Raw genomic sequence first — 20,386 nt, forward strand, 5'->3', positions numbered from 1 at the left:
GGGTGGGGAGGTGGCGGGCATCGGCGGGTCAGGCGGTGCGGCCGCTTTGCATGGCGAGGACCTTGTCGTACACGCCGTTCGCCACCGCGAAGCGTTGGCGCTTGACGCGTTCGACGAGGATCTGCTGCGCGTCCGGCTCCGAGGCGAGCAGGGTCATGACCTCGGAGAGGAAGTCGTCGAGTGGCATCGCGCGATCGTTGTCGGTGTTGCCCGCCATCAGCGTCGTACGGGTGAGCGGCGGCACGATCTCGATGACCTGCACCGAGGTGTCGCGGAGTTGCTCACGCAGGCTCTCGGTATAGGAGTGGACGGCCGCCTTCGTCGCGCTGTACGTCGGCGACGTCGGCAGCGGCACGTACGCCAGCCCCGAGGTCACGGTCAGGATGGCCGCCTCCGGCCGGGTCTTCAGGAACGGCGCGAAGGCGTGGATGAGGCGGATCGGGCCCAGCAGGTTGGTGGCGACAGTGTGCTCGGCCACCTCCAGCGAGTCCGGGTGGAGCACCTTCTCGGCGCCCATGACGCCGGCCATCGCGACCAGCACGTTCAGGTCCGGATGCTTCGCGGTCACCGTCTCGAACAGCCGGCGGACCGAGGCGCCGTCGGTGATGTCGAACGTCTCGGCGTCCATCCCGGGGTGTGCCGCGACGAGCTCGTCGAGCAGCTCGCGGCGCCGTCCGGCGACGATCACGTGGTTGCCTGCTTCGTGAAGCCGGATGGCCAGGCCTCGCCCGATGCCGGAGGTGCCGCCGGCCACCAGCACGGTGTTTGCGGAGATCTTCATGGTGGGTCGTTCCCCTCTTGGGTGCTGCAGTCAGTTCTGTCCGGGCAGCTCGATGCGGATGATGCGGTCGTCGCCGGAACGGGGGTCGGTTCCGCCCCAGGTGGCCTGGTCGGTGTTGGACGTGACGATCCACAGGGCGCCGTCCGGCGCCACCTCGACCGTGCGGATGCGGCCGTACTCGCCGACGAGGTGCGCGATCGGCTCGCCGGTCGCGCGCGGGCCCTCGACGGGCAGTTGCCAGAGGCGCTGGCCGCCGAGGGCGCCCATCCAGAGGGAGCCGCCGGCGTAGGCGACTCCGGACGGGGAGGCGTCGTCGGGGTGGAGGGTGAAGAGGGGCGGCTGCCCGGTGTCGCCGGCGACGCCCTCGGTCTCGGGCCAGCCGTAGTCCCTGCCGGAGGTGAGGACGTTGACCTCGTCCCAGGTGCGATGGCCGAGCTCGGAGGCGTACATCGTGCCGTCGGGGCCGAACGTGATGCCCTGGACGTTGCGGTGTCCGCTGGAGTAGATGGCGGTGCCGGACGGGTTGCCGGCTGGGATCGTGCCGTCGGGGCGGATCCGGAGGATCTTGCCGTTCAGCGAGGTGCCGTCGGCGGCGTTCTCGGGCAGGAAGGCGTCGCCGGTTCCGATCCACAGGTTGCCGTCCGGGCCTATGCGCAGCCGGCCGCCGTGGTGCCGATCCGCCGTCCGGATGCCGTCGATCAGAACCCGGGTCTGGGTGAGCGAGCGGTGGTCGGGGGCGATGCGCAGGGCGACCACCCGATTGGTGGGCGAGCCGGACACGTAGGCGAAGAGGGTGCGGTCGGACTCGAACCGCGGCGAGGTGGCGAGGCCGAGCAGCCCGCCCTCGGCGCTGGTCACGACGCCCGGCACCGTGCCGACGGGTTCGGGCGTGCCACCGGTCGGCGGGATGCGGACGATCTCGCCGGACAGCCGCATGGACACCAACGCGGAGCCGTCCGGGAGGAACGCCAGCCCCCAGGGCGCCCGCAGTCCGGTCACCAACTCCGTGCGCTCACCCAGTGCCGATGACGGACTACTGACGCTCGGCGACGCCGTCGCCGGTGAGCTCGGCCGGGTCGCGGCGGCGCCGGACCCGGCGACGCTCGTCGTGCACGCCGCGAGGCTGACGCTCACGGCCCCCGCGAGCAGGAGCATCGGTACGGATCTCGTGGTCGGCGATCGGTTCATGGCCACCTCCTGACTGGTATCGATATCGATGCTAACGATAACGCGCTATCTTTGATAAAGCAACCTATTGCTATCAGTTTCCTGTTATCATCGATTCATGAGTGACCGGGAAGAGGTCCGGCGGCGCATCATCGACGCCACGACCAGGCTGCTTCGGGACAAGGGTCGCGAAGGAGTGACGACGCGCACCGTCAGCGGCGCGGCCGGCGTGCAGGCCCCCACGATCTACCGCCTGTTCAACGACATGAACGGGCTGCTCGAGGCGGTCGCGGCCGACGGATTCGCGCGCTACCTCGTCCAGAAGCACAGCCAGGCGCTCTCCGACGACCCCGTGGACGACCTGCGCCGCGGATGGGACACGCACATCGGCTTCGGCCTGGAGAACCCGGCCCACTACCTGCTCATGTACGGCCAGCCCACTCCCGGGTCCCGGACCCGGGCCGCCGTGCAGGCGCTGGCGCGGCTGCGCATGCTGGTCGAGCGCATCGCCGTCGCGGGCCTGCTCGCCGTCGGAGTCGAGGCCGCCGTCAGCATGGTGCACGCCGCGGGCGTCGGACTCACGCTCAACCTCATCGGGACGCCTCCCGAGGAGCGCGATCCGACCCTCCCCGACCGTCTGCGCGAGGCCATGATCGCGTCGATCACCACGGCGGCCCCGGCCGGCGCCCCGAGCGCGGCCCAGCGCGCCGTGGCCCTGAAGGCCGTGCTCGGCGAGGTGGCGGACCTGTACAGCCCGGGAGAGCGGGCCTTGCTGAACGAACTCCTCGACCGCGTCGCGGACCACACCCCGGCCCGCTGAGGTCGCCGGTGGATGGGCGTCCCCGAGGCACCCATCCACCGGCTCGCAGGGGTCAGAGCAGCTTGTCCGGGGTGAAGGGGACGTCCCTGAGGCGGCGGCCGATGGCGTGGTAGATGGCGTTGCCGATGGCCGCGGGCACGCCCGTCCCCGGCGTCTCGCCGAATCCGCGGACTCCGAGCAGCTTGCCGTCCGGCTCCGACCGATCCACGAACAACGCCTCGACCGACGGCGTGTCCGCGCAGACCGGAACCAGGTAGGTGGACAGGTTCGGGTTGACGACCCGCGCCGTGTTCGGGTCCACCATCGTGTGCTCCATCAGCGCGAAGCCGATCCCCCACGTCACGCCGCCGATGACCTGCCCGCGCGCGGTCCGGCGGTTGAGCACCCGTCCCAGGTCGTGCGCGGTCACCACACGGGTCACGCGCAACCTGCCCAGCCTCGGCTGGATGCGTACCTCCAGGAACACCGCGCCGAACGAGTGCCCGGCCGTGTTGTCCTGGCGTCCGGTCACCTCGACGGCGCTGCCGTGGCGGGTCACGACGTTGCGGTAGGTGTCCCTGCGATCGCGGTCGCCCCGGGCGAACAGGTGGCCGTTCTCGGTCACGACCTCCTCGGCGGGCACGCCGAGCAGCGGGGAGCGCGGGTCGGCGACGGCGAGCGCGATCACGGCGTCCCGCGCGCGCCGCGCCGCGTCGGCCGCCGGGCCGGCCACGCTGGGCATCGTGGACGACCCCGCCGACAGGGACGCCTCGGGGTACGCCGTGTCGCCGAGCAGCGTCGTGACGTGGCCGAGCGGCATGCCGAGCCCCTCGGCGACGACCTGGGTGAGCACGGTGTAGGTGCCAGTGCCGATCTCCTGGGTGGCTGCCCGCAGGGTGGCCCGCCCGTCGGGGCCGATCGCGAGGTGGACCTGGGACGGGATGACGCCGTAGGTGTGGGTCTCGGTGGCCATGCCCCACCCGACGTACTCGTCGCCGTCCCTGGTGACGCCCGGCCTGGGGCTGCGCCGGGCCCAGCCGAACGCCTCGGCCGCGGCCCGGTAGCACTCCAGCAGTTGCTTGCCGGCGTAGGCCTGGCCGGTCTCGCTCTGCTGGTCGACCTCGGTGTGGTTGCGGATCCGGAGTTCCACCGGGTCGATGCCGAGCTCGTAGCTCAGCTCGTCCATGGCGGTCTCGAGGCCGAAGTGCGCGGTCGTCTCCGGTGAGCGCATGTAGCTCGACGTCGGCAGGTCCAGCCGCACGCCCAGCTGCCGCACGTGGACGTTCGGGCAGGCGTACAGGCGGAGCGTGGAGTCGCTGCCGTTGTAGATGTTCTCCTCGACGCGGGTCACCTGTGCCGTCGAGGTGTCGACGATGGCGGTCAGCATGCCCTGCCGGGTGGCGCCGAGCCGGAGGTGGTGGCGGTACTCGGCGCGGTGACCGTTGGAGGTGTACATCTGCGCGCGCGACAGCACCAGCTTCACCGGCCGGCCGGCGAGCTGCGCGGCCGCCGCGGTGAGCAGCGTGTGCGGATAGGTGGGGCCCTTGGCGCCGAAACCACCGCCCAGGTAGGGCGAGATGACCCTGACGCTCTCCCGGCCTTTGCCGAACGCGAACGCCACGGCGTTACGGGCGAAGACCACGCCCTGGGTGCTCTCGTACAGGATCAGCGTGCCGTCCTCCCAGACGGCGGTGGTGGTGTGCGGCTCGATCGGGTTGTGGTGCTGCATCGGGCTGCTGTAGGTCTGGTCGATGCGCACCTCGGCCTGTTCGAGCGCGGCGGCGGCGTCGCCGCGGGCGGCCTCGTTGGGCCTGTTGCGGAATTTCTCCGGCAGGAACGCCTCGTCGAGCACGTCCGCCATCCGCGCGACCGGATGCTCCGCCCGGTAGCGCACCTTCACCAGGTTCGCGGCCTCCTGCGCCTGCTCCAGGGTCTGGGCCAGGACGTACGCGACCGGCTGTCCGTGGTGGTGCACCCGCGTGTCCTGCATGGGGATGAAACGCCTGTTGAACGGAAAATCCGGCAGTTTCAGCCTCGGCATGTCGGCGTGGGTGTAGACCGCGACGACGCCGGGATGCGCCAGCGCCGCCCCCGTGTCGATCTCCACGACCTCGCCGCGGGCGATCGTGCTCATCACCAGGAAGCCGTGCAGCACACCGGCCACCTCGTTGTCCGCGGCGTAGCGGGCCGCACCGGTGACCTTCGCCCGGCCGTCCACCCGCGCCACGCCCTGCCCCACCAGCCCGCTCATCGAAGCCCTCCCAGATCGCTGAGGATGCTCACCAGCGCCCGCTGGACGAGCTCGACCTTGAACCTGTTCCCTTCGTACGGCTCGGCGTCCCTGACCAGGAGCCGGCCCGCCTCGGCGATCGCCTGCCCAGTGAGCGGCCGCCCGCGCAGCGCCGCCTCCACCTGGGTGTCCCGCCACGGACGGGTGCCCACGCCGCCGAACGCCAGCCGTACGTCCTGCACCACGCGCCCGCTCGTCCGTAGCGCCGCCGCCACCGACACCACCGCGAACTCGAACGTGGCCCGGTCGCGCAGCTTCAGGTAGCGCGACCGCCCGGCGAGGGCCGTGCGCGGCACGTCCACCCAGGTGATCAGCTCGCCCGGGCGCATCACGGTCTCCCGGTCCGGCGTGGACCCGGGGAGGAGATAGAAGTCGGCGATCGGGACGGCCCGCTCGCCACCCGGCCCGAGCAGGTGGACGGTCGCGTCCAGCGCGATCAGCGCCACCGCCAGGTCCGAAGGGTGCGTGGCGATGCAGTGGTCGCCGCCGCCCAGGATCGCGTGTCCCCGGTTGTGCCCCGTGATCGCCGGGCAACCGCTGCCCGGGACCCGCTTGTTGCACGCCGAGGCCGCGTCCCGGAAATATCCGCACCTCGTGCGCTGCAACAGGTTCCCACCGATCGAGGCCATGTTCCGTACCTGAGGGGAGGCCGAGGCCAGCAGCGCCTCCGACAGCACGGGGAACTCCCGCCGCACCCTGGGGTGCTCGGCGACCTGGCGCATTCTGGCCGACCCTCCGACGCGCAACCGCCTGGAGTCGACGGCGACACCGTCGATGCCGAGGCGGTTGACGTCGACCAGGTGGTCATGGGCCTCCGCGCCGTCCCGCATCAGGTTCAGCAGGTCAGTGCCGCCCGCCACGAAGGTCGACTCGGGGGTGCTCGCGGCGATCCGCACCGCCTCGGCCGGGCTGCCCGCGACCGTGTAACCGAAGGCCCTCACCGCCGTACCTCCTTCGCGGCGTCGGCGACGGCGGCGACGATGTTCTGGTACGCCGCGCACCGGCACAGGTTCCCGCTCATCCACTCGCGGATCTCCGCCTCAGAACCCGCATGCCCCTCGTCGATACAGGCCACGGCGGACATGATCTGACCGGGAGTGCACGCCCCGCACTGGAACGCGTCGTGCCGGATGAACGCCTCCTGCACCGGGTGCAGCTCATCGCCCCGCGCCAGCCCCTCCACCGTGGTGATCTCGGCCCCCTGCCGCATCACCGCCAGCGTCAGGCACGACTTGACCCGCTCGCCGTCGGCCAGCACCGTGCACGCCCCGCACTCACCCCGGTCACAACCCTTCTTGGTGCCGGTCAGGCCGAGCCGCTCGCGCAACGCGTCCAGCAACGTCACCCTCGGCTCCAGGACGACCTTGCGCAGCTGCCCATTGACCGTCAAGGCGACCTCCACCGACGCCCCGGGGGCGACGGCGTACGCCTGAGCGGCGGCGGTCTGGGCGGCCGCGGCAGCGGGAGCGGCGGCGATGCCCGTCCCGGCCGCGGCCGTTCCCGCCGCGGTCACCGCGATGGCCTTGAGCACCGTTCGGCGGGTGTGCACGGGCCTCTCAGGCAAGGGATCGTGTTGCCGCCATTCGGCCATCTTCACGCCCGCCTCCGGATCCGGGTCGTCGGTCAGGTCGAACGAGACGATGTTCTCGATCAGCGGCAGTGCGATCTGCTCGGCACGGCGGCGCGCGGGATGCGTCATGAATTCGCGGTAGCCGTCCAGATCTTCGATCACGAAGATGGCGCCCCACTCGTACTCGCCGCTGTGGTCACGACCGACGACGAAGGATCTGACCGACGGGATGACCCTGCCCTGGTCGCTGAGGCCTTCGAGAGCCTCCGTCCGCTGTCGCGGTGTTATGTCCGGTTTGAAGGTGAACCGGCTGCCGTGATAGATCATCTCGCTCCCTTCTCCGTACGGACTGGTCTGGCGACATGCGAAAGCCCAGGCCGGTCGTGTGTGTCGTCAGCGGTCCTGGCGTCTCGGCCTGTGGTGTCGATCAGCCGGGTTCATGTGCCTTCTCGGGCGAGCAGGGGCCAACGCCACCGCCTCGTGTTCTCTGCTTTCGCGCTAGCGCTGGTAGCAGTATTCCGTTAACAGCCATTACAAGTCAACAGGCGCTAACGGAGATGTGTTAGCGATGACTCACAGCGGGAATCGCGACCATGTCCCGCTCGAACACCCGGTTCGGCTGTGAGCTGGGGTTTGCCGCGGTGGGAGTCTGCCGGCCTTATCCGCGGCATCCGGGCGTGACTTTTGACGAGGCGGATTCGGCCTGGCGGGCGGCGCGCTCGATCACGTCCTCTGCCTGGGCGCAGGCTTCCCAGCCACGGGTGTCGGTGCTTTTGCCCGGCTCGAGGTCCATGTAGACGTGGAAGAAGTGACTGATCTCGCCGAGTACGTGGACATCCACGTCCAGCAGATCCTGGATGTGGGCGTAGCGGCTATCGTTGGCAGGCACGCAGAGAATCTTCGCGTCGGGTCCGTGCTCGTCATGCATCCAGAACACCGCCACCGGACGCACCCTGATCACGCATCCGGGAAAGGTCGGCACCTCGCCCAGCACCAGCGCATCCAGCGGATCGTCGTCCTCGGCCAGTGTCCCAGGCACGAACCCGTAGTCGTAGGGATAGGCGGTGGCGGTGAACAGCAGCCGGTCGAGCTTGATCCGCCGTTTGCCCTGGTCCATCTCGTACTTGTTGCGCGATCCCCGCGGTGTCTCCACGATCACGTCGAAGCGCATCACAACCTCCCGTGCCGCAGCTCCGGCCGGCCACCCCCTCGGCAGGGCACGCGACGCGGCCAGGTGCCTGGGCGGTATGCCGCCCAGGCGGCGATTCCGCATGCCAGCCGATAGGGACGATCAAGACGTTGCCCGCTCGGCTGGAACATCGCGCACACAGGGCATTCCTCTCATCACGAGGAGAGGACCCATTGGCCGGTGCGGCGGAGCCGCCACTGGTGGAAGCGGCCTCGGCGGGCTCCACCACCGAGTTCTTCCATGATATGCCGCACACGGCGGCCGGTCAGACTCTGCATGGATGTTCGGCCGCCGGGTGAGCGCTCGCTGCATGGTGTACCGCGCGATGGGTCATACCGCCTGGCAGGCGGTCCCGTTGAGGGGTGTAATCGTGCGGGCGGTCGTGGCGGGCGACGGCCCGGCCGCGGCAGACGCGATGACCGCCCACCTGCGGGCGGCGAGGGAGCGAATGCTCGTCGCACTTCCGTGAGGTTCACCCTGCGGTTGCCGATGATGTCCCGGTGAGGGATCGAGGTCGACCCGCCATTCCTCGATCGCGACGTGTCGGCCCGGTGTGCCGGCGTCCGCCGACGGGCGGCTCATCCTGCGCCGAAGCCGGTCACCCCGCGCGACAGGTCGAACTGATGGATGCGGGTCAGCGGCCAGGTCTCGTACGGAAAGGTGCGCAGCCCGACACCATCGAGGCACTCGGTCACGCCCTCGACGCGTAGCCGCTCGGCCAGCAGCGCGGTCAGCCGATCGGCGTCGTGCGGACGCGCCTGCTGTACCGGAACGAGCTCGTCCGGATCGGACGTGAGGTCGAACAGCAGCCGGTGCCCGCCGTTGGCCAGCCAGATCAGCTTCAAGCCGCCCTGCCGGACCATGGCCTTGAACCGCCGGGTGCCGGGTCGCCCGTGGTAGCCGAACAGCGTCTCGCGGGGCGGGGCTGTCCCGGTCAGCAGGCCGAGCAGGTCGCTGCCCTGCCGCAGCTCCGGCTCCCCCGCGGCGGAGGTGGCCAGGCCGAACAGGTCGGTCAGGCAGACCAGCTCGGACCGGCGGTCACCGGCCGCGATCCGGTCCGGCCAGGAGATCAGGAACGGCACCCGGGCGGAGGCCTCGAAGAAGCTCTCCTTCTGCCAGCCGTGGTGGTCGCCGAGCAGGTCGCCGTGGTCGGCGAAGAAACAGATCACGGTGTTGCCGGCGTCCGGTCTTCGTTCCACGGCGTCGAGCAGGTCGCCGATGCAGGCGTCGATGTAGCTGATCTCGCCGTAGTAGCGGGCCTTGAGCGTCCGGGCCCGGTGCGGGTCGACGTCCTCGGCGTAGACGAGGTGGTTCATCCACGGGATGTGCTGGTCGAGATGGTCGATGGCGCGGTCGCCGCACACCGGATCGGGCATCTGGTCCGGGTCGTACATCCGGTTGTACGGCAGCGGCGGGGCGAACGGAGGGTGGGGGCCGATGTAGGACACGACGCCGAACCACGGACGGCCGTCGCCGGCGGCCAAGAGCCCGATCGCCTCGCGGGTGGCCCAGGACTCGACGGTGCAGTCCGCCGGCAGCGGACTGAGCTGCGGCATGTAGTACATGTCGGTCCGCTCGCCCATCAGGGCCTCGATCCAGTCGTACTCGGGGTGCTCGCGTGCGATCCAGGACGCGTACGCGTCCCCGGCCCGCTGCTCGGGGGTGCCGTAGAACTCCTCGCTGTGCCGCTGCACGTCGTAGCCGAGCGGCGCGTCCCACGGCGTGGTATGGAATTTGCCCACCCCCCAGGTGCGGTACCCGCGCTGCCGCATCGCCTCGGCGAGGTACGGGCCGCAGCGCTGCCGGATGTCGGCGTGCCCACCGGTCGGGACGCTGTTGTCGTACACCCCGGTACGGGTCGGCTCGCATCCGCTGCGCAAGGTGTAGCGAGCCGGGACGCACACCGGGGTGGTGGAGTACGCGTTGTCGAAGACGGTGCCGCGGGCGGCCAGCCGGTCGAGGTTGGGCGTCGCGACTCTGGCGTTGCCGAGCGCCGCGATCGTGTCGAATCTCTGCTGGTCGGTCATCACGAACAGCACGTTCGGGCGAGTGGGCATGAAGGGGTCTCCTGTCGAGGCGATCGGCGGGCCGGCGGTCATCGCGTCGGGGGCGGCAGCAGCCTGGCCCGATCGCCGCGCAGGGCCCTTTCGCGGGCGTTCCAGTCCTCGACCAGACCCAGGTCGGTCAGCAGCCGATCGGCCGGCGCGAAGGTGTCTCCGGCCTGCGCCAGCAGCGCGGCAAGCCGGGCGTCGGCCTCGGTGACCCGACCGGCCGAGGCCGGATCCGTGGCCAGGTTGTCCAGTTGCCAGGGATCGGTGAGGTCGTCGAACAGCAGCCACGGACGGCCGTCGGCAGTACGCGCGTAGGTCAGCTCCGTGGTGATCAAACCTCGCCATTCACCGATCCCCTGGTCATACCCGTTGTCGAAGCTGACCCAGTTGCCGATGAGCAGTTCTGGACGCAGCGGTGCACCCGACCGGAGCTCATCGCTCAGGTCACGGCCGTAGGCCCCGATCGGGGGCAACCCGAGCAGTCCGAGCAGGGTCGGCGCCAGATCGACCAGGCCGAGCAGGCCGGTGGGCCGGGACGCGGGCACACCGGGACCGTTGATCACCATCGGCACCCGGACGGCCTCGGCGTACGGGCTCTGCTTGGCCCGCAGGCCGTGCGCCCCGAGCAGGTCGCCGTGGTCGGAGGTGACCACGATGATCGTGTTCTGGCGGAGCCCGAGCCGGTCCAGCGCCCCCACGATGCGGCCGATCTGCGCGTCCACGGCGGTGATCGCGCTGTAGTAGAGCCGCTGCACCTCACGCTGCCCGGAGGTGTCGGGCGTGTTCGGCGGCGGCCTCAGCACGCCGGCTGGATACCCGGTCCGCAGGCGCTCCGGCACCGAGTCGTACGGGTCGTGCGGCGGGTTGTAGGAGACCGTGAGGAAGAACGGGCCGTTCCGCTCTTCCAGGAACTCCACCGCGAGGTCGGTCTGCACCTCCGGCTCGTAGCCGGTGAAGTCGACCCTGGATCCGTCGCCGGCGTAGTAATGCCCATCGATGTGATCGTGGGAGCAGTCGACGCCGACGTAGCGCCCGATTCCCGGCCGTGCGGCCGGCGGCACCCATTTGTCCCTGGGCAGCCCGGCCAGGTGCCATTTGCCGATCCACCCGGTCCGGTAGCCGGCGCCGGACAACGCCGTGGCCAGCGTGTCCACGTGTGGGGCGAGCGGCAGGTCGTTGGCGACCACGCCGTTCTGGTGGGGCAGCCTGCCGGTGAGCAGGCTCGCCCGGCTCGGCCCGCAGACGGGCGAGGTGGCGCGTCCCCCGGCGACGGCGGCGCCACCGTCCGCCAGCCGGTCCAGGTTCGGAGTGCGAACCTGGGAGGCTCGGCCCCTGGTGTCGTCGAGCCAGCCCTGGTCCTGTCCCCGCCACTGGTCGGCCAGCAGGACGACCACGTTCGGCGCTGTCACGCCCGGAACTCCTGCGGGTCGACGTCGCCGCGCTGCACGGCGGCGTCGTAGGCGGCCTGCATGCGCTGCTGCAGCCCGGAGAGCGCCGGTTCGAGCGCCGCCGACGGGTCGAGCAGCAGCTTCTCCACGGTCTGGTCGACGCTTTCGCCGTCCACCTGGAGCAGGCCGCCCGGCGTCTTCGGCCACTGCCGGTCCAGCTCGCCCGGCCTGAACTGCTGCAGGAGCGCGTTGTCCTTGATCACCGCCGAGTCCCAGACGGCGCCGTTCAACGGCGGTGCCGCCTTGGCCGCCAGCGCCTGCTGTACCGCGTCGCCGACCATCACCTCGAATACGGCCGCGGCCTTCTCGGGGTTCTGCGAGGTCGAGGAGATCGCGTACGGGTAGCCGGCGTTCATGGGCGAGCGCACCAGCTTCTGTCCGTCGGGCACCGGCAGCGGGGCCGCGATCGCCTTGACCTTGCTGCTCAGGTCGGCCAGCGAGGAGACGATCGCGCTGCTGGTGATGTACATGCCGGCCTCGCCCTTGCCGAAGGCGTTGATCGCGACGTCGGCGGCGAGGGTCGCGGCGCCGGGGTAGGCCGTCTTGTCGGTGATCATGGCTCGGTAGAGCTCCAGCAGCGGCGCGTACTTGGCCGACTCGTAGGTCTGCGTGGCCGCGTTGAACAACCCGAATTGCGCCAGCGCCGCGTCCCCCGCCATGAGCGGGATGTCGACGCTCCACTGCCGGAACCCGGTCGCCTTGATCGGGATCAACATGCCGAACGCGTCACCGCCACCGGCCTTGGTGATCGCGGCGGCGGCGCGCCGTACCTCGGAGAAGGTCGCCGGCGGCGCGCCGGGATCCAGACCGGCCTTCTCGAACAGGTCTACGTTGATCACCATCCGGTTGGTGAACGCGGTGGTCGGCACCGCGTACGGCACCCCGCCCCACACCAGTTCGGAGTTCTTCTGGTGGTACGGCGCGGCCTTGTCCAGCACGGCCTTGCCGACCAGATCCGGCAGCGGACGGACCCACCCGGCCGCGACGAACGCGCCCAGTTGCGCCGAAGGGCTGTGGAACAGATCGGGCGCCCGCTTGGTCTGGAAGCCGAGCCGGACGATCTCCTCGTACTTGTCCGTCGCCTGCGGCTCGTACCGCACCGCGATGCCGCGGGACTTGCCCTCTCGCTCGTTCCAGACGCGGAAGAACTCCTGCCGGGCCTTGGCGTGCGCGCCGGCCCGGTCCCAGATCACGATCGTGGTCAGCTCACCCGGGTCGCTGGATTCGCTGGAGGGTCCGCTGCCGCAACCGGCGAGGGAGACCGCGGCGCCGGCGGCGAGCGTGCCGAGGAAACCGCGACGGGTCAGGACGGGATCAGTCATCGGAGGGCCTTTCTCAAGCAGCGGGAACCGAGCCGGAAACGATCCGGCCAGTGGCATGGGGGTCGCGAGCCTTGGCGGCCCGGTCGCACAGCGTGGTCACGATCGTTGCCGTGGCCGCCGGCAGCGCGACCAGCAGCAGCGGGCCCAGGTAGGGCACCTTCGTCGCGAGGAAGGGCACCGCGACGGTGGCGGCCACCACCGTCGCCGTCGAGGTCAGCGCCAGCTCGATCCGCGACAGCGCCAGCAGGTAGGCGATACGGAGCGCCGCGACGGCACGTCCGCCCGTCCGTTCGAGCATCACCGCCGACCAGGGAGCGACCAGCAGCCAGGTCGCTCCGGCCACCACACTGGTGGTGAGCACCAGCCAGCCGTACGCGCCGCCGGGCGAGGGGCCGAGCAGGCCGACGAGCACCAGGCCCGCGACGGCGAGGTGACAACCGGCCAGCCGCAGGGCGGCCGGCAGCCGGGAGAGCAGGAACCGCAGCGTCTCGCCAGGTCCGAGGGCGGCCTCGCCGGCGGCGAGGCGGCGTTGCTGGACGATCAGCCACTGGCAGGCGGCCGGGGCGGTGATCAGGGGCAGGCTCAGCAGCAACCAGCAGCAACTGGTCCAAGCCCAGAACCACCAGCGGGACCAGCCGCGCAGCAGGGCGCCGTCCGCGGCGAACAGGGTCATCCCTTCACCGACCCGTCCGTCCAGCCGCGCACGAAGTGACGCTGCAGCACGATGAAGATCACCACGATCGGCAGCAGCGCCATGTTCGCCCCTGCCAGCACGGTGTTGTACGGCGTCATGCCCTCGGCGGCGTCGTACTGCAGCGCGCTCACCCCCACGACGAGGGTGCGCAGGTCGGGTGCGGCCAGGGAGAACACCAGCGGCACCTGGTAGTTGTTCCAGGAGGCCTGGAAGCCGAGGATCACGGTGGTGGCGAGGATGGGCCGCATCATCGGGAAGGCGATCCGCCAGTAGGTGCCGAACAACCCGCAACCGTCGACGCGGGCGGCATCCTCCATCTCGGTGCCGAGGCCGAGCACGAACGCCTTGATGAGGAAGATGTGCACCAGCATGATCCCGGCGAGCTGGACCAGTGCGATGCCGAGCAGGTTGTCCAGGCCCAGGGCCTGGGCGATCACGTACTGGGGGTAGAGCGTCGCGGTGGTCAGGCCGACGAACAGCGTGCCGACGTACAGGCCCTCCAGGAAACGCTGGCCGCGCAGCCGCCTGCGCGCCAGCACGTATCCGGTCATGCTGGAGGCGAGCGTGTCCAGCAGCACGACGAGGGCCGTGACGACGAGGCTGTTGACGAAGTAGCGGGAGAAGCTGGCCGTGGTCCAGGCCTGCAGGTAGGTGCCCCACTCCCAGACCTGGGGCAGGATCCCGCCGTCCCTGCTGAGGATCTGCTCCAACGGCGACACCGAGGCGAACAGGCCGAAGACCAGCGGCGAGAGCATGATCAGCGCTGCCGCGGCCAGCACCACGTGCACCAGCACGGTGCGGGGGCGGACGCGGCGTCCGCGGCGGGCCGGCACGTCCGGGGCGGCCGTCCTGCTGGGCTTTTCGGTGATGACGGGGGTGCTCACGCCGGGGTCCTCCCACTCCGGTTGATCCGCAGGTAGGCCACGGAGATGATGCCGACGACCACGCTCGCGGTGACGCCGAGCGCGGCGGCGTACCCGATCTGGGGCACGGATTCCGGCTCGAAGAAGAACCGGTAGAGGTAGGTGAACATGACCTCGGTGCTTCCGGCCGGGCCGCCGTCGGTGAGGGTCTTGACCAGGTCGAAACTGCGCAGCGTCCCGATGATCGAAATCAGGACCACCACGCGCGTCACCGGGGCCAGCAGCGGCAGCACGATGTGCCGCAGCGTCGACCAGTGGCCCGCGCCTTCCAACGACGCGCTCTCCAGCAGCTCGTTCGGGATCGTCATCATGCCGGCGAAGAAGAGCAGCAGGTTGATGCCGAGGTGGGCCCACACGCCGACGCCGATGAGGCTGCCGAGCGCGCTGCCGGCCTCGCCCAGGAACCGGACCGGCGCCTCCAGCAGGCCCGACCCGGTGAGCAACTGGTTGATCGGCCCGCCGGTCTCCCGCAGCAGGAAGACGAAGATGATGCCGACGATCGCCGGCGACAGCACGTGCGGCAGGAACAGAATCGTCCGGTACACGGTGCCGCCGCGCACCCCGCGGAAGAACACGTACGCCAGCACCAGGGCCAGCGGAATCTCGATGAGCAGCCGGCCCGCCCCGAACTTCAGCGTGTTCAGCACCGCCAGCCACCACTGCTCGTCGCCGATCATCCGCTGGTAGTTGGCCGTGCCGGTGAACTGCGGCGGCGAGAACCCGTTCCAGCGCTGGAAGCTGAACCAGAAGAGCCAGCCGATCGGCAGCAGCGCGAAGGCGAGATACGGCAGCAGGCTCGGCAGCAGCATCAGGCGGCCGACACCGTCCTCGCGCCGATGCCATTGCGCACGAGGTGGCTTGAACTGTCGTGGAGATCGGACAACTGCGGACATCCGTGCCCCTTCCGTGGTCGAGTCCGCCGACCGGGGCTCGCGGCTGGTCCGGCCTGGCCGACTCGGTTCGGGACAACTTAGATCGATCTAAACAGCGGGTCAACCATACCCATAAAAACCCATAGGTCAACTCGGTAATTAGGGAGGTCAGTGACAGCCGCAGGATGCGCGCGCGTGAATCTCGGGTGCTGGAGGGGTATCGCGGCCCTGGATCGCCATCCCCATCTCGGCCAGGAGCACCCGGCCGCAGACCCGGCCCAGCTCGACCGGATTCGTGGCGATGCTACTGATCGACGGGTTCCACATCGCCGACTGGTGCAGGTCGTCGATGCCGAGCACCGCGCAGGGCCTTTCCCCGGGCGCGCCCTGGCGCAACGCCTTGACCAGGCCGTAGGCCACGTTGTCGCTGTGGCACAGGACCCCGTCGGGCGGTGGCCCGGCCATGAGCAACTCAGTGGCGCGCCGGTAGGCGGCGTCCGCGGTGGCCTCGAACGGCTCCGACCAGACCACGTCCCACCCGGCCCCGGCCTCGGTGACCGCCCGCCGAAAACTCTCCATCCGGCCGACCCGCGGCGAGGCCAGCGGATCACCGCCGAAGTAGGCCACCCGGCGGCAAGCGTGGACGCCCAGCAGGTGCGCGGCGCCGAGCCGGCCGATGGCCGCCTCGTCGGTGCCGACGAACGGGAGATCCACTCCGTCGAGATGCCGCAGCAGCAGCACCGTCGGCAGACCGCTGCGGCCGATGCCGGCGAAGTCGTCCGCGGTCGAGGTCAGCGCCGGGATCGAGACCACGCCGGCCGCCCGATGCTCGACCAGGGAACGCAGGATTTGCCCCTGGAGGTCCGTCCGGTCGACCGTATTGGCGATCATGACGAAGTAGCCGACCTCGCCGAGCACCTCCTGCACGCCCAGCGACACCTCTCCGACGAACGGGTTCATCACGTCCGGCATCACCAGCCCCACCAGATCGTTGCGCTGGGTCCGCAGGTTGGCGGCGGCCTGGTTGTAGATGTATCCCAGCCGCTCGGCCTCGGCCAGAACCGCGCGCCGCGTCGCCGCCGACACCAGCGGACTGTTGCGCATCACCAACGAAACGGTGGCCCGCGACAGGCCGAGCGAGTTGGCCACGTCGATCATCCGCACCCGCCGCGCTCCGGGCCGGTCGCCCTGCCGGCCGTCCTCGTGCATGTCTCACCTCCCGCGCCAGCCCGCACCGCGCCGGCGTCGCCGCCTGGGCGGACGACACCTCCATGATCATCGTGTGCTCGAGCGGCCTCAGGATAGCCCGATACCGGCGGACCTGCCGATCGGCGAGCGCCCCGCGCCCTGCCGGCCCGGACACGCCACATCGACCGAAAGTGTCCGTCGATCGCGCGAGAGGGGCTCCAAGCACTACGGCGGAAGCCATCCCGAAGCCTTGGGGTGCCCGATTGAGTTCGCACCGGGAGACGACCATAGTTGACAAGTCTACTAGGTGACATATCTACTAGTGGCGTGGTTCTCTCACGCATCATCTTGGGATTGCTCGCTATCGCGCCCATGACCGGATATGACCTCAAGCGGCACTTCGACTCGACCGTGGGGCACTTCTGGACGGCAGACAAGGCGCACATCTATCGCACCCTCGCCCAACTCGTCGCTGAGGGGTGTGCGGAGGTCGAGACGGTGGCCGGGGCAGGGGCGCCGGACCGTCAAGAGCATCACATCACCGCCGCCGGACGGGCGGCTCTGGCCGCGTGGCTCGCGAGCGAGCCGGAGCGTCACGTTGAACGCGACCCGTTCCTCGCGCGGGTGTTCTTCGGCGCCGACCTTGACGATGACGGCCTCCGGTCGCTCTTCACGCGACGTCGCGAGGCGGTCCTGGCGCAACTGGCGCGCTTTGAGCGGATGCGGGCCGAGGCCGAAGCGTCAGATCGTGGTGCCCGGCTGCGGCTTGCCACGCTGGACAACGGCATCGCGCACCTACGCACCGAGCTCGCCTGGCTCGACACGGTCGAGGAGGAGGTCGTATGAGTGGCTTTCCTGAGGTGCACCGTCCAGAGACGGACGCGGCGGGCAGCCCGGTGGTGATGTTGCACGGAGGCAACGTCGCGAACTGGATGTGGGAGCTACAGGTGGCCGCGCTGACCGACCGGCTGGTGCTCACGCCGGATCTGCCGGGTTTCGGAGAGCGGGTCCGCGAGTACTGGCCGGGTCTGGACGCGGTGGCCGACGACGTGGTGGCACGAGTAACCGACCATGGCGTCGACGGTCCCTTCGATCTCGTCGGGCTCTCCCTGGGTGCCGTAGCGGCGGTGCGCGTGTTGGCACGGCACCCTGATCGGGTGCGCTCGGCGTTCCTCACTGGAGCGCCGCTCGAGCAGCCCGGCGCCGGAGTACGCCTGATCGCCCGGCTGCAGCTGGCGTTCTGGCGGGCGCCGTGGTACTGGCGGGCTCTAGCCGCAGCGATGGGGCTTCCGCCGGACTCTCGCGAGCGGTACGTCACGCACGGCCTCTCTGTACGCCGCGAAACCGCGTCCGCGATGTTCGCGGACGTCTACGCGGGCGGCGTGCCTGCGGGCGTGGGCGATTACTCCGGCCCTCTGCTGGCGATCGCGGGCGAGAAGGAGGACGCAGCGGTGCGCCGCTCCCTGATGACACTCGCCCAGGCCGCACCGCAAGCACAGGTGAGGCTCGCGCCGGGAGTGCACCACATCTGGAATGTCGAAGACACCAGCCTGTTCAACGAGGTCCTGCGCTCCTGGCTGAACGGGACCACAGACCCGCGTCTCCTCCCAGTGCCCCGACACTGAGCAACGCAACCGCGTCGGGTTCGGTACGGATATTCACGAGCCGGGCCCAGCGGCATCCGCTCGGTCGGGTAGATCAGCCGTCGTCGTCCCCGTCCTGGTCGAGGGAGCCCTCGACGTCTCCCAGCACCGAGCGGAGCCAGGTCTCGGTCGTGACGATGTGCATGAGAGCCGCGGCTTGGGCGAGCATGGCGTCGCCGGCGGCCAGGGCGTTGTAGATCGCCTCGTGCTCGGCGACGGTCTTGTGCGAGCTGCCTGCCTCGACCGTGCCGCGCCACACCCGCATCCGCAACGTGCGGCCGGAGATTCCGTCGAGCAGGGTGGACAGCGTCTCGTTGCCGGTCGCGCTCACGACGGCGCGGTGGAACGCGGCGTCGTGGTGGTTCAGCTTCTCCACGTCATCGCAAGCAGCGCGCATCGCGTTCAGATGTTCGCCGATCTCGTCGAGTTGCTCGGCAGAGATCTGGGCCGCGGCAAGGGCGGTCGCCGCGGGCTCCAGCATCCGCCGTACCTGGACGATCTCCAGCAGGGTGTCGTCGCGCAGCAACTCGACGGCCAGCCCCAGCCCTTCCAGCAGCAGCCGCGGCTCCAGGCTGGTCACGAAGGTGCCGTCGCCCCGCCGCACGTCGAGCACCCGGGCCACGACCAGCGCCTTGACCGCCTCGCGCAACGGGTTGCGGGAGACGCCGAGTTGGGCGGCGAGCTGGTGCTCCGGTGGCAGCCGAGCCCCTGGGGGCAGCTCCCCCGACTGGATGAGCGCCCGGATGCGGGAGATCGCCTCGTCAGTCAGGGACATGTGTGCGGCCTCCGGGCGTGGAGTCGCTCGATCGGCACTCGGGTCACGCTGGAAAACATAGCAGACATCCCATGTTCGAGAGAGAGCTCAAAGTATCGAGGCACAGACGTGGGTTGTCTACCCATCAGATTGGGGGACTGGTAGACGGCTATCGCGCGTTATTCCTGGAATTTCTCGCAGAGGTCTAGACACAGGGCCTCGGCGAGGATTACAAAGACATCCCATGTTCATGCAGTGAAGGCCTCTTCATCTCCCGGAAACATCCACTGGAGGTTCACCTTCGTGCGCAAGCATCACCAGGGCCGGTCATCGTGACCGAGCTGATCACCGCCGTCGAGGCCCACGACATCCGGTTCCCCACCTCCCGGCATCTCGATGGGTCCGACGCCATGAACCCCGAGCCCGACTACTCCGCCGCCTACGTGATCGTGCGGACCGGTGGCGGACAGGAAGGGCACGGGCTCGCCTTCACCGTCGGCCGCGGCAACGAGATCGCCGTCGCCGCCGTGGAGTCGCTGGCGCCGCTGGTCACCGGCCGGCCGGTGGCCGAGGTGCTCGGTGACCTCGGCGGGGTGTCCCGCCGGCTCACCGGCGACAGCCAGCTGCGCTGGCTCGGCCCGGAGAAGGGCGTCATCCACATGGCGGCTGGGGCCGTGCTCAACGCTCTGTGGGACCTTCGCGCGCGCAGGGCAGGCAAGCCGTTGTGGCAGCTGCTGTCGGAGCTGCCGCCGGAGGAGATCGTCGATGTCGTCGACTTCCGTTACCTGGAGGACGCGCTCACCCGTGAGGAGGCGCTGGCCATCCTGCGCGGCGCCGAGCCGGGCCGCGCCGAACGCCGCGCCCGCCTGCTGGCCGAGGGCTACCCGGCCTACACCACCACTCCCGGCTGGCTCGGCTACACCGACGACAAGCTGGTCCGGCTGGCGGAGGAGGCGGTCGCCGACGGGTTTCGCCAGATCAAGCTGAAAGTCGGCGCCGACCTGGCCGAGGACGTCCGGCGCGTACGGCTGGCCCGCGCGGCGGTCGGCCCCGATGTGCGCATCGCCGTGGACGCCAACCAGGCGTGGAACGTCGGCCAGGCGATCGAGTGGCTGGCTCCGCTCGCCGAGTTCGACCTGTACTGGATCGAGGAGCCCACCTCGCCCGACGACGTGCTCGGCCACGCCGCCATCCGCAAGCAGGTGGCGCCCATCAAGGTCGCCACCGGCGAGCACACCCACAACCGGGTGATGTTCAAGCAGTTCCTGCAGGCGGGCGCGCTCGACATCCTGCAGCTCGACGCCGCCAGAGTCGCCGGGGTCAACGAGAACATCGCCATCCTGCTGCTGGCCGCCAAGTTCGGGGTGCCGGTGTGCCCGCACGCGGGCGGCGTCGGCCTGTGCGAGATGGTCCAGCACCTGTCGATGTTCGACTACGTGGCCGTCAGCGGCACCGCCGAGGACCGCGTCATCGAGTACATCGACCATCTGCACGAGCACTTCACCGACCCGGTCGTGATCCGGGACGGCCGATACGTCGCCCCCGCACGGCCGGGCGGAGGCGCCGAGATGCGTCCGGCATCCCGCGCCGAGTACGCCTACCCGCACGGCCCCCAGTGGGCCGCCGACGCAGTCGCCGACGTGGCGGGTGCGGTGTGACACGCTCCCCCGGCGGGCTCCGGCCGCGAGCGAGCAC

The 20,386-nt window shown here is 70.1% G+C and carries 19 protein-coding genes and 1 pseudogene; 5 read left to right on the plus strand and 15 right to left on the minus strand.

Going from position 1 to position 20,386, the window contains the following annotated elements; all coding sequences use genetic code 11:
- Window positions 1-28: 28 nt before the first annotated feature.
- Together ETD86_RS11950 and ETD86_RS11955 are read right to left on the minus strand one after the other, a co-directional pair.
- Window positions 29-781, minus strand: coding sequence for an SDR family oxidoreductase (locus ETD86_RS11950; protein ID WP_138666205.1), 753 nt, complete (start codon window positions 779-781; stop codon window positions 29-31).
- Between the two features lie 30 nt (window positions 782-811).
- A complete protein-coding gene (locus ETD86_RS11955; protein WP_211369988.1) occupies window positions 812-1,780 on the minus strand; it encodes a PQQ-dependent sugar dehydrogenase in 969 nt (322 codons plus the stop codon).
- Window positions 1,781-1,787: 7 nt separating this feature from the next.
- Between ETD86_RS11955 and ETD86_RS56870 the strand changes: the two genes are divergently transcribed.
- Together ETD86_RS56870 and ETD86_RS11960 are read left to right on the plus strand one after the other, a co-directional pair.
- Entirely contained in the window at window positions 1,788-1,982 is a 195-nt protein-coding gene (locus ETD86_RS56870) for a hypothetical protein (RefSeq protein ID WP_211369989.1), read from the plus strand.
- An 84-nt stretch (window positions 1,983-2,066) separates the two neighbouring features.
- A complete protein-coding gene (locus ETD86_RS11960) occupies window positions 2,067-2,768 on the plus strand; it encodes a TetR/AcrR family transcriptional regulator (protein ID WP_138666207.1) in 702 nt (233 codons plus the stop codon).
- A 52-nt stretch (window positions 2,769-2,820) separates the two neighbouring features.
- Here ETD86_RS11960 and ETD86_RS11965 read toward each other — a convergent pair whose 3' ends face one another.
- The 12 genes and pseudogenes from ETD86_RS11965 to ETD86_RS12015 all read right to left on the minus strand — a co-directional run bounded on the left by ETD86_RS11965 (window position 2,821) and on the right by ETD86_RS12015 (window position 16,315).
- Entirely contained in the window at window positions 2,821-4,998 is a 2,178-nt protein-coding gene (locus ETD86_RS11965) for a xanthine dehydrogenase family protein molybdopterin-binding subunit (RefSeq protein ID WP_170223027.1), read from the minus strand.
- A complete protein-coding gene (locus ETD86_RS11970; RefSeq protein ID WP_138666208.1) occupies window positions 4,995-5,978 on the minus strand; it encodes an FAD binding domain-containing protein in 984 nt (327 codons plus the stop codon). Before ETD86_RS11970 ends, ETD86_RS11965 begins: the two co-directional genes overlap by 4 nt.
- Window positions 5,975-6,439, minus strand: a complete 465-nt coding sequence (locus ETD86_RS58070; RefSeq protein WP_246147871.1) for a (2Fe-2S)-binding protein — start codon at window positions 6,437-6,439, stop codon at window positions 5,975-5,977. Before ETD86_RS58070 ends, ETD86_RS11970 begins: the two co-directional genes overlap by 4 nt.
- A 231-nt stretch (window positions 6,440-6,670) precedes the next feature.
- Window positions 6,671-6,934, minus strand: a pseudogene (locus ETD86_RS58075) (Dabb family protein); the annotation flags it as partial.
- Window positions 6,935-7,265: 331 nt separating this feature from the next.
- Window positions 7,266-7,778 carry an inorganic diphosphatase gene (locus ETD86_RS11980; RefSeq protein WP_138666210.1) on the minus strand — a complete coding sequence of 171 codons (513 nt, stop codon included), beginning with the start codon at window positions 7,776-7,778 and terminating at the stop codon, window positions 7,266-7,268.
- A 596-nt stretch (window positions 7,779-8,374) separates the two neighbouring features.
- Entirely contained in the window at window positions 8,375-9,853 is a 1,479-nt protein-coding gene (locus ETD86_RS11985; protein WP_170223028.1) for a sulfatase family protein, read from the minus strand.
- A 38-nt stretch (window positions 9,854-9,891) separates the two neighbouring features.
- On the minus strand, window positions 9,892-11,256 hold the full coding sequence (locus tag ETD86_RS11990) for a sulfatase-like hydrolase/transferase (protein WP_170223029.1): 1,365 nt from the start codon (window positions 11,254-11,256) through the stop codon (window positions 9,892-9,894).
- On the minus strand, window positions 11,253-12,617 hold the full coding sequence (locus ETD86_RS11995) for an ABC transporter substrate-binding protein (RefSeq protein WP_170223030.1): 1,365 nt from the start codon (window positions 12,615-12,617) through the stop codon (window positions 11,253-11,255). Before ETD86_RS11995 ends, ETD86_RS11990 begins: the two co-directional genes overlap by 4 nt.
- A gap of 13 nt (window positions 12,618-12,630) precedes the next feature.
- The gene (locus ETD86_RS12000) at window positions 12,631-13,290 is read right to left on the minus strand and encodes a hypothetical protein (protein WP_138666213.1); all 660 of its coding nucleotides are present in this window, start codon (window positions 13,288-13,290) and stop codon (window positions 12,631-12,633) included.
- Entirely contained in the window at window positions 13,287-14,195 is a 909-nt protein-coding gene (locus ETD86_RS12005) for a carbohydrate ABC transporter permease (protein WP_138666214.1), read from the minus strand. Before ETD86_RS12005 ends, ETD86_RS12000 begins: the two co-directional genes overlap by 4 nt.
- On the minus strand, window positions 14,192-15,043 hold the full coding sequence (locus tag ETD86_RS12010) for a carbohydrate ABC transporter permease (RefSeq protein ID WP_170223032.1): 852 nt from the start codon (window positions 15,041-15,043) through the stop codon (window positions 14,192-14,194). The genes ETD86_RS12005 and ETD86_RS12010 overlap by 4 nt, the downstream gene beginning before the upstream one ends.
- 231 nt (window positions 15,044-15,274) lie before the next feature.
- Window positions 15,275-16,315 carry a LacI family DNA-binding transcriptional regulator gene (locus ETD86_RS12015; protein ID WP_138666216.1) on the minus strand — a complete coding sequence of 347 codons (1,041 nt, stop codon included), beginning with the start codon at window positions 16,313-16,315 and terminating at the stop codon, window positions 15,275-15,277.
- Between the two features lie 306 nt (window positions 16,316-16,621).
- Here ETD86_RS12015 and ETD86_RS12020 point away from each other — a divergent pair, with 306 nt between their 5' ends.
- Window positions 16,622-17,140 (plus strand): PadR family transcriptional regulator, encoded by a 519-nt coding sequence (locus tag ETD86_RS12020; RefSeq protein ID WP_138666217.1) that lies wholly within the window; start codon window positions 16,622-16,624, stop codon window positions 17,138-17,140.
- Window positions 17,137-17,919: an alpha/beta fold hydrolase gene (locus ETD86_RS12025; protein ID WP_138666218.1), complete on the plus strand. Its 783-nt coding sequence runs from the start codon at window positions 17,137-17,139 to the stop codon at window positions 17,917-17,919. Before ETD86_RS12020 ends, ETD86_RS12025 begins: the two co-directional genes overlap by 4 nt.
- A gap of 73 nt (window positions 17,920-17,992) precedes the next feature.
- On the opposite strand, the gene ETD86_RS12030 is transcribed toward ETD86_RS12025, so the two are convergent.
- Window positions 17,993-18,712 carry a FadR/GntR family transcriptional regulator gene (locus tag ETD86_RS12030; protein ID WP_138666219.1) on the minus strand — a complete coding sequence of 240 codons (720 nt, stop codon included), beginning with the start codon at window positions 18,710-18,712 and terminating at the stop codon, window positions 17,993-17,995.
- A gap of 311 nt (window positions 18,713-19,023) precedes the next feature.
- Between ETD86_RS12030 and ETD86_RS12035 the strand changes: the two genes are divergently transcribed.
- Window positions 19,024-20,349, plus strand: a complete 1,326-nt coding sequence (locus ETD86_RS12035) for an L-fuconate dehydratase (RefSeq protein ID WP_246147864.1) — start codon at window positions 19,024-19,026, stop codon at window positions 20,347-20,349.
- Window positions 20,350-20,386 lie beyond the last annotated feature (37 nt).

The organism is Nonomuraea turkmeniaca (assembly GCF_005889735.1).
GTDB lineage: Bacteria > Actinomycetota > Actinomycetes > Streptosporangiales > Streptosporangiaceae > Nonomuraea > Nonomuraea turkmeniaca.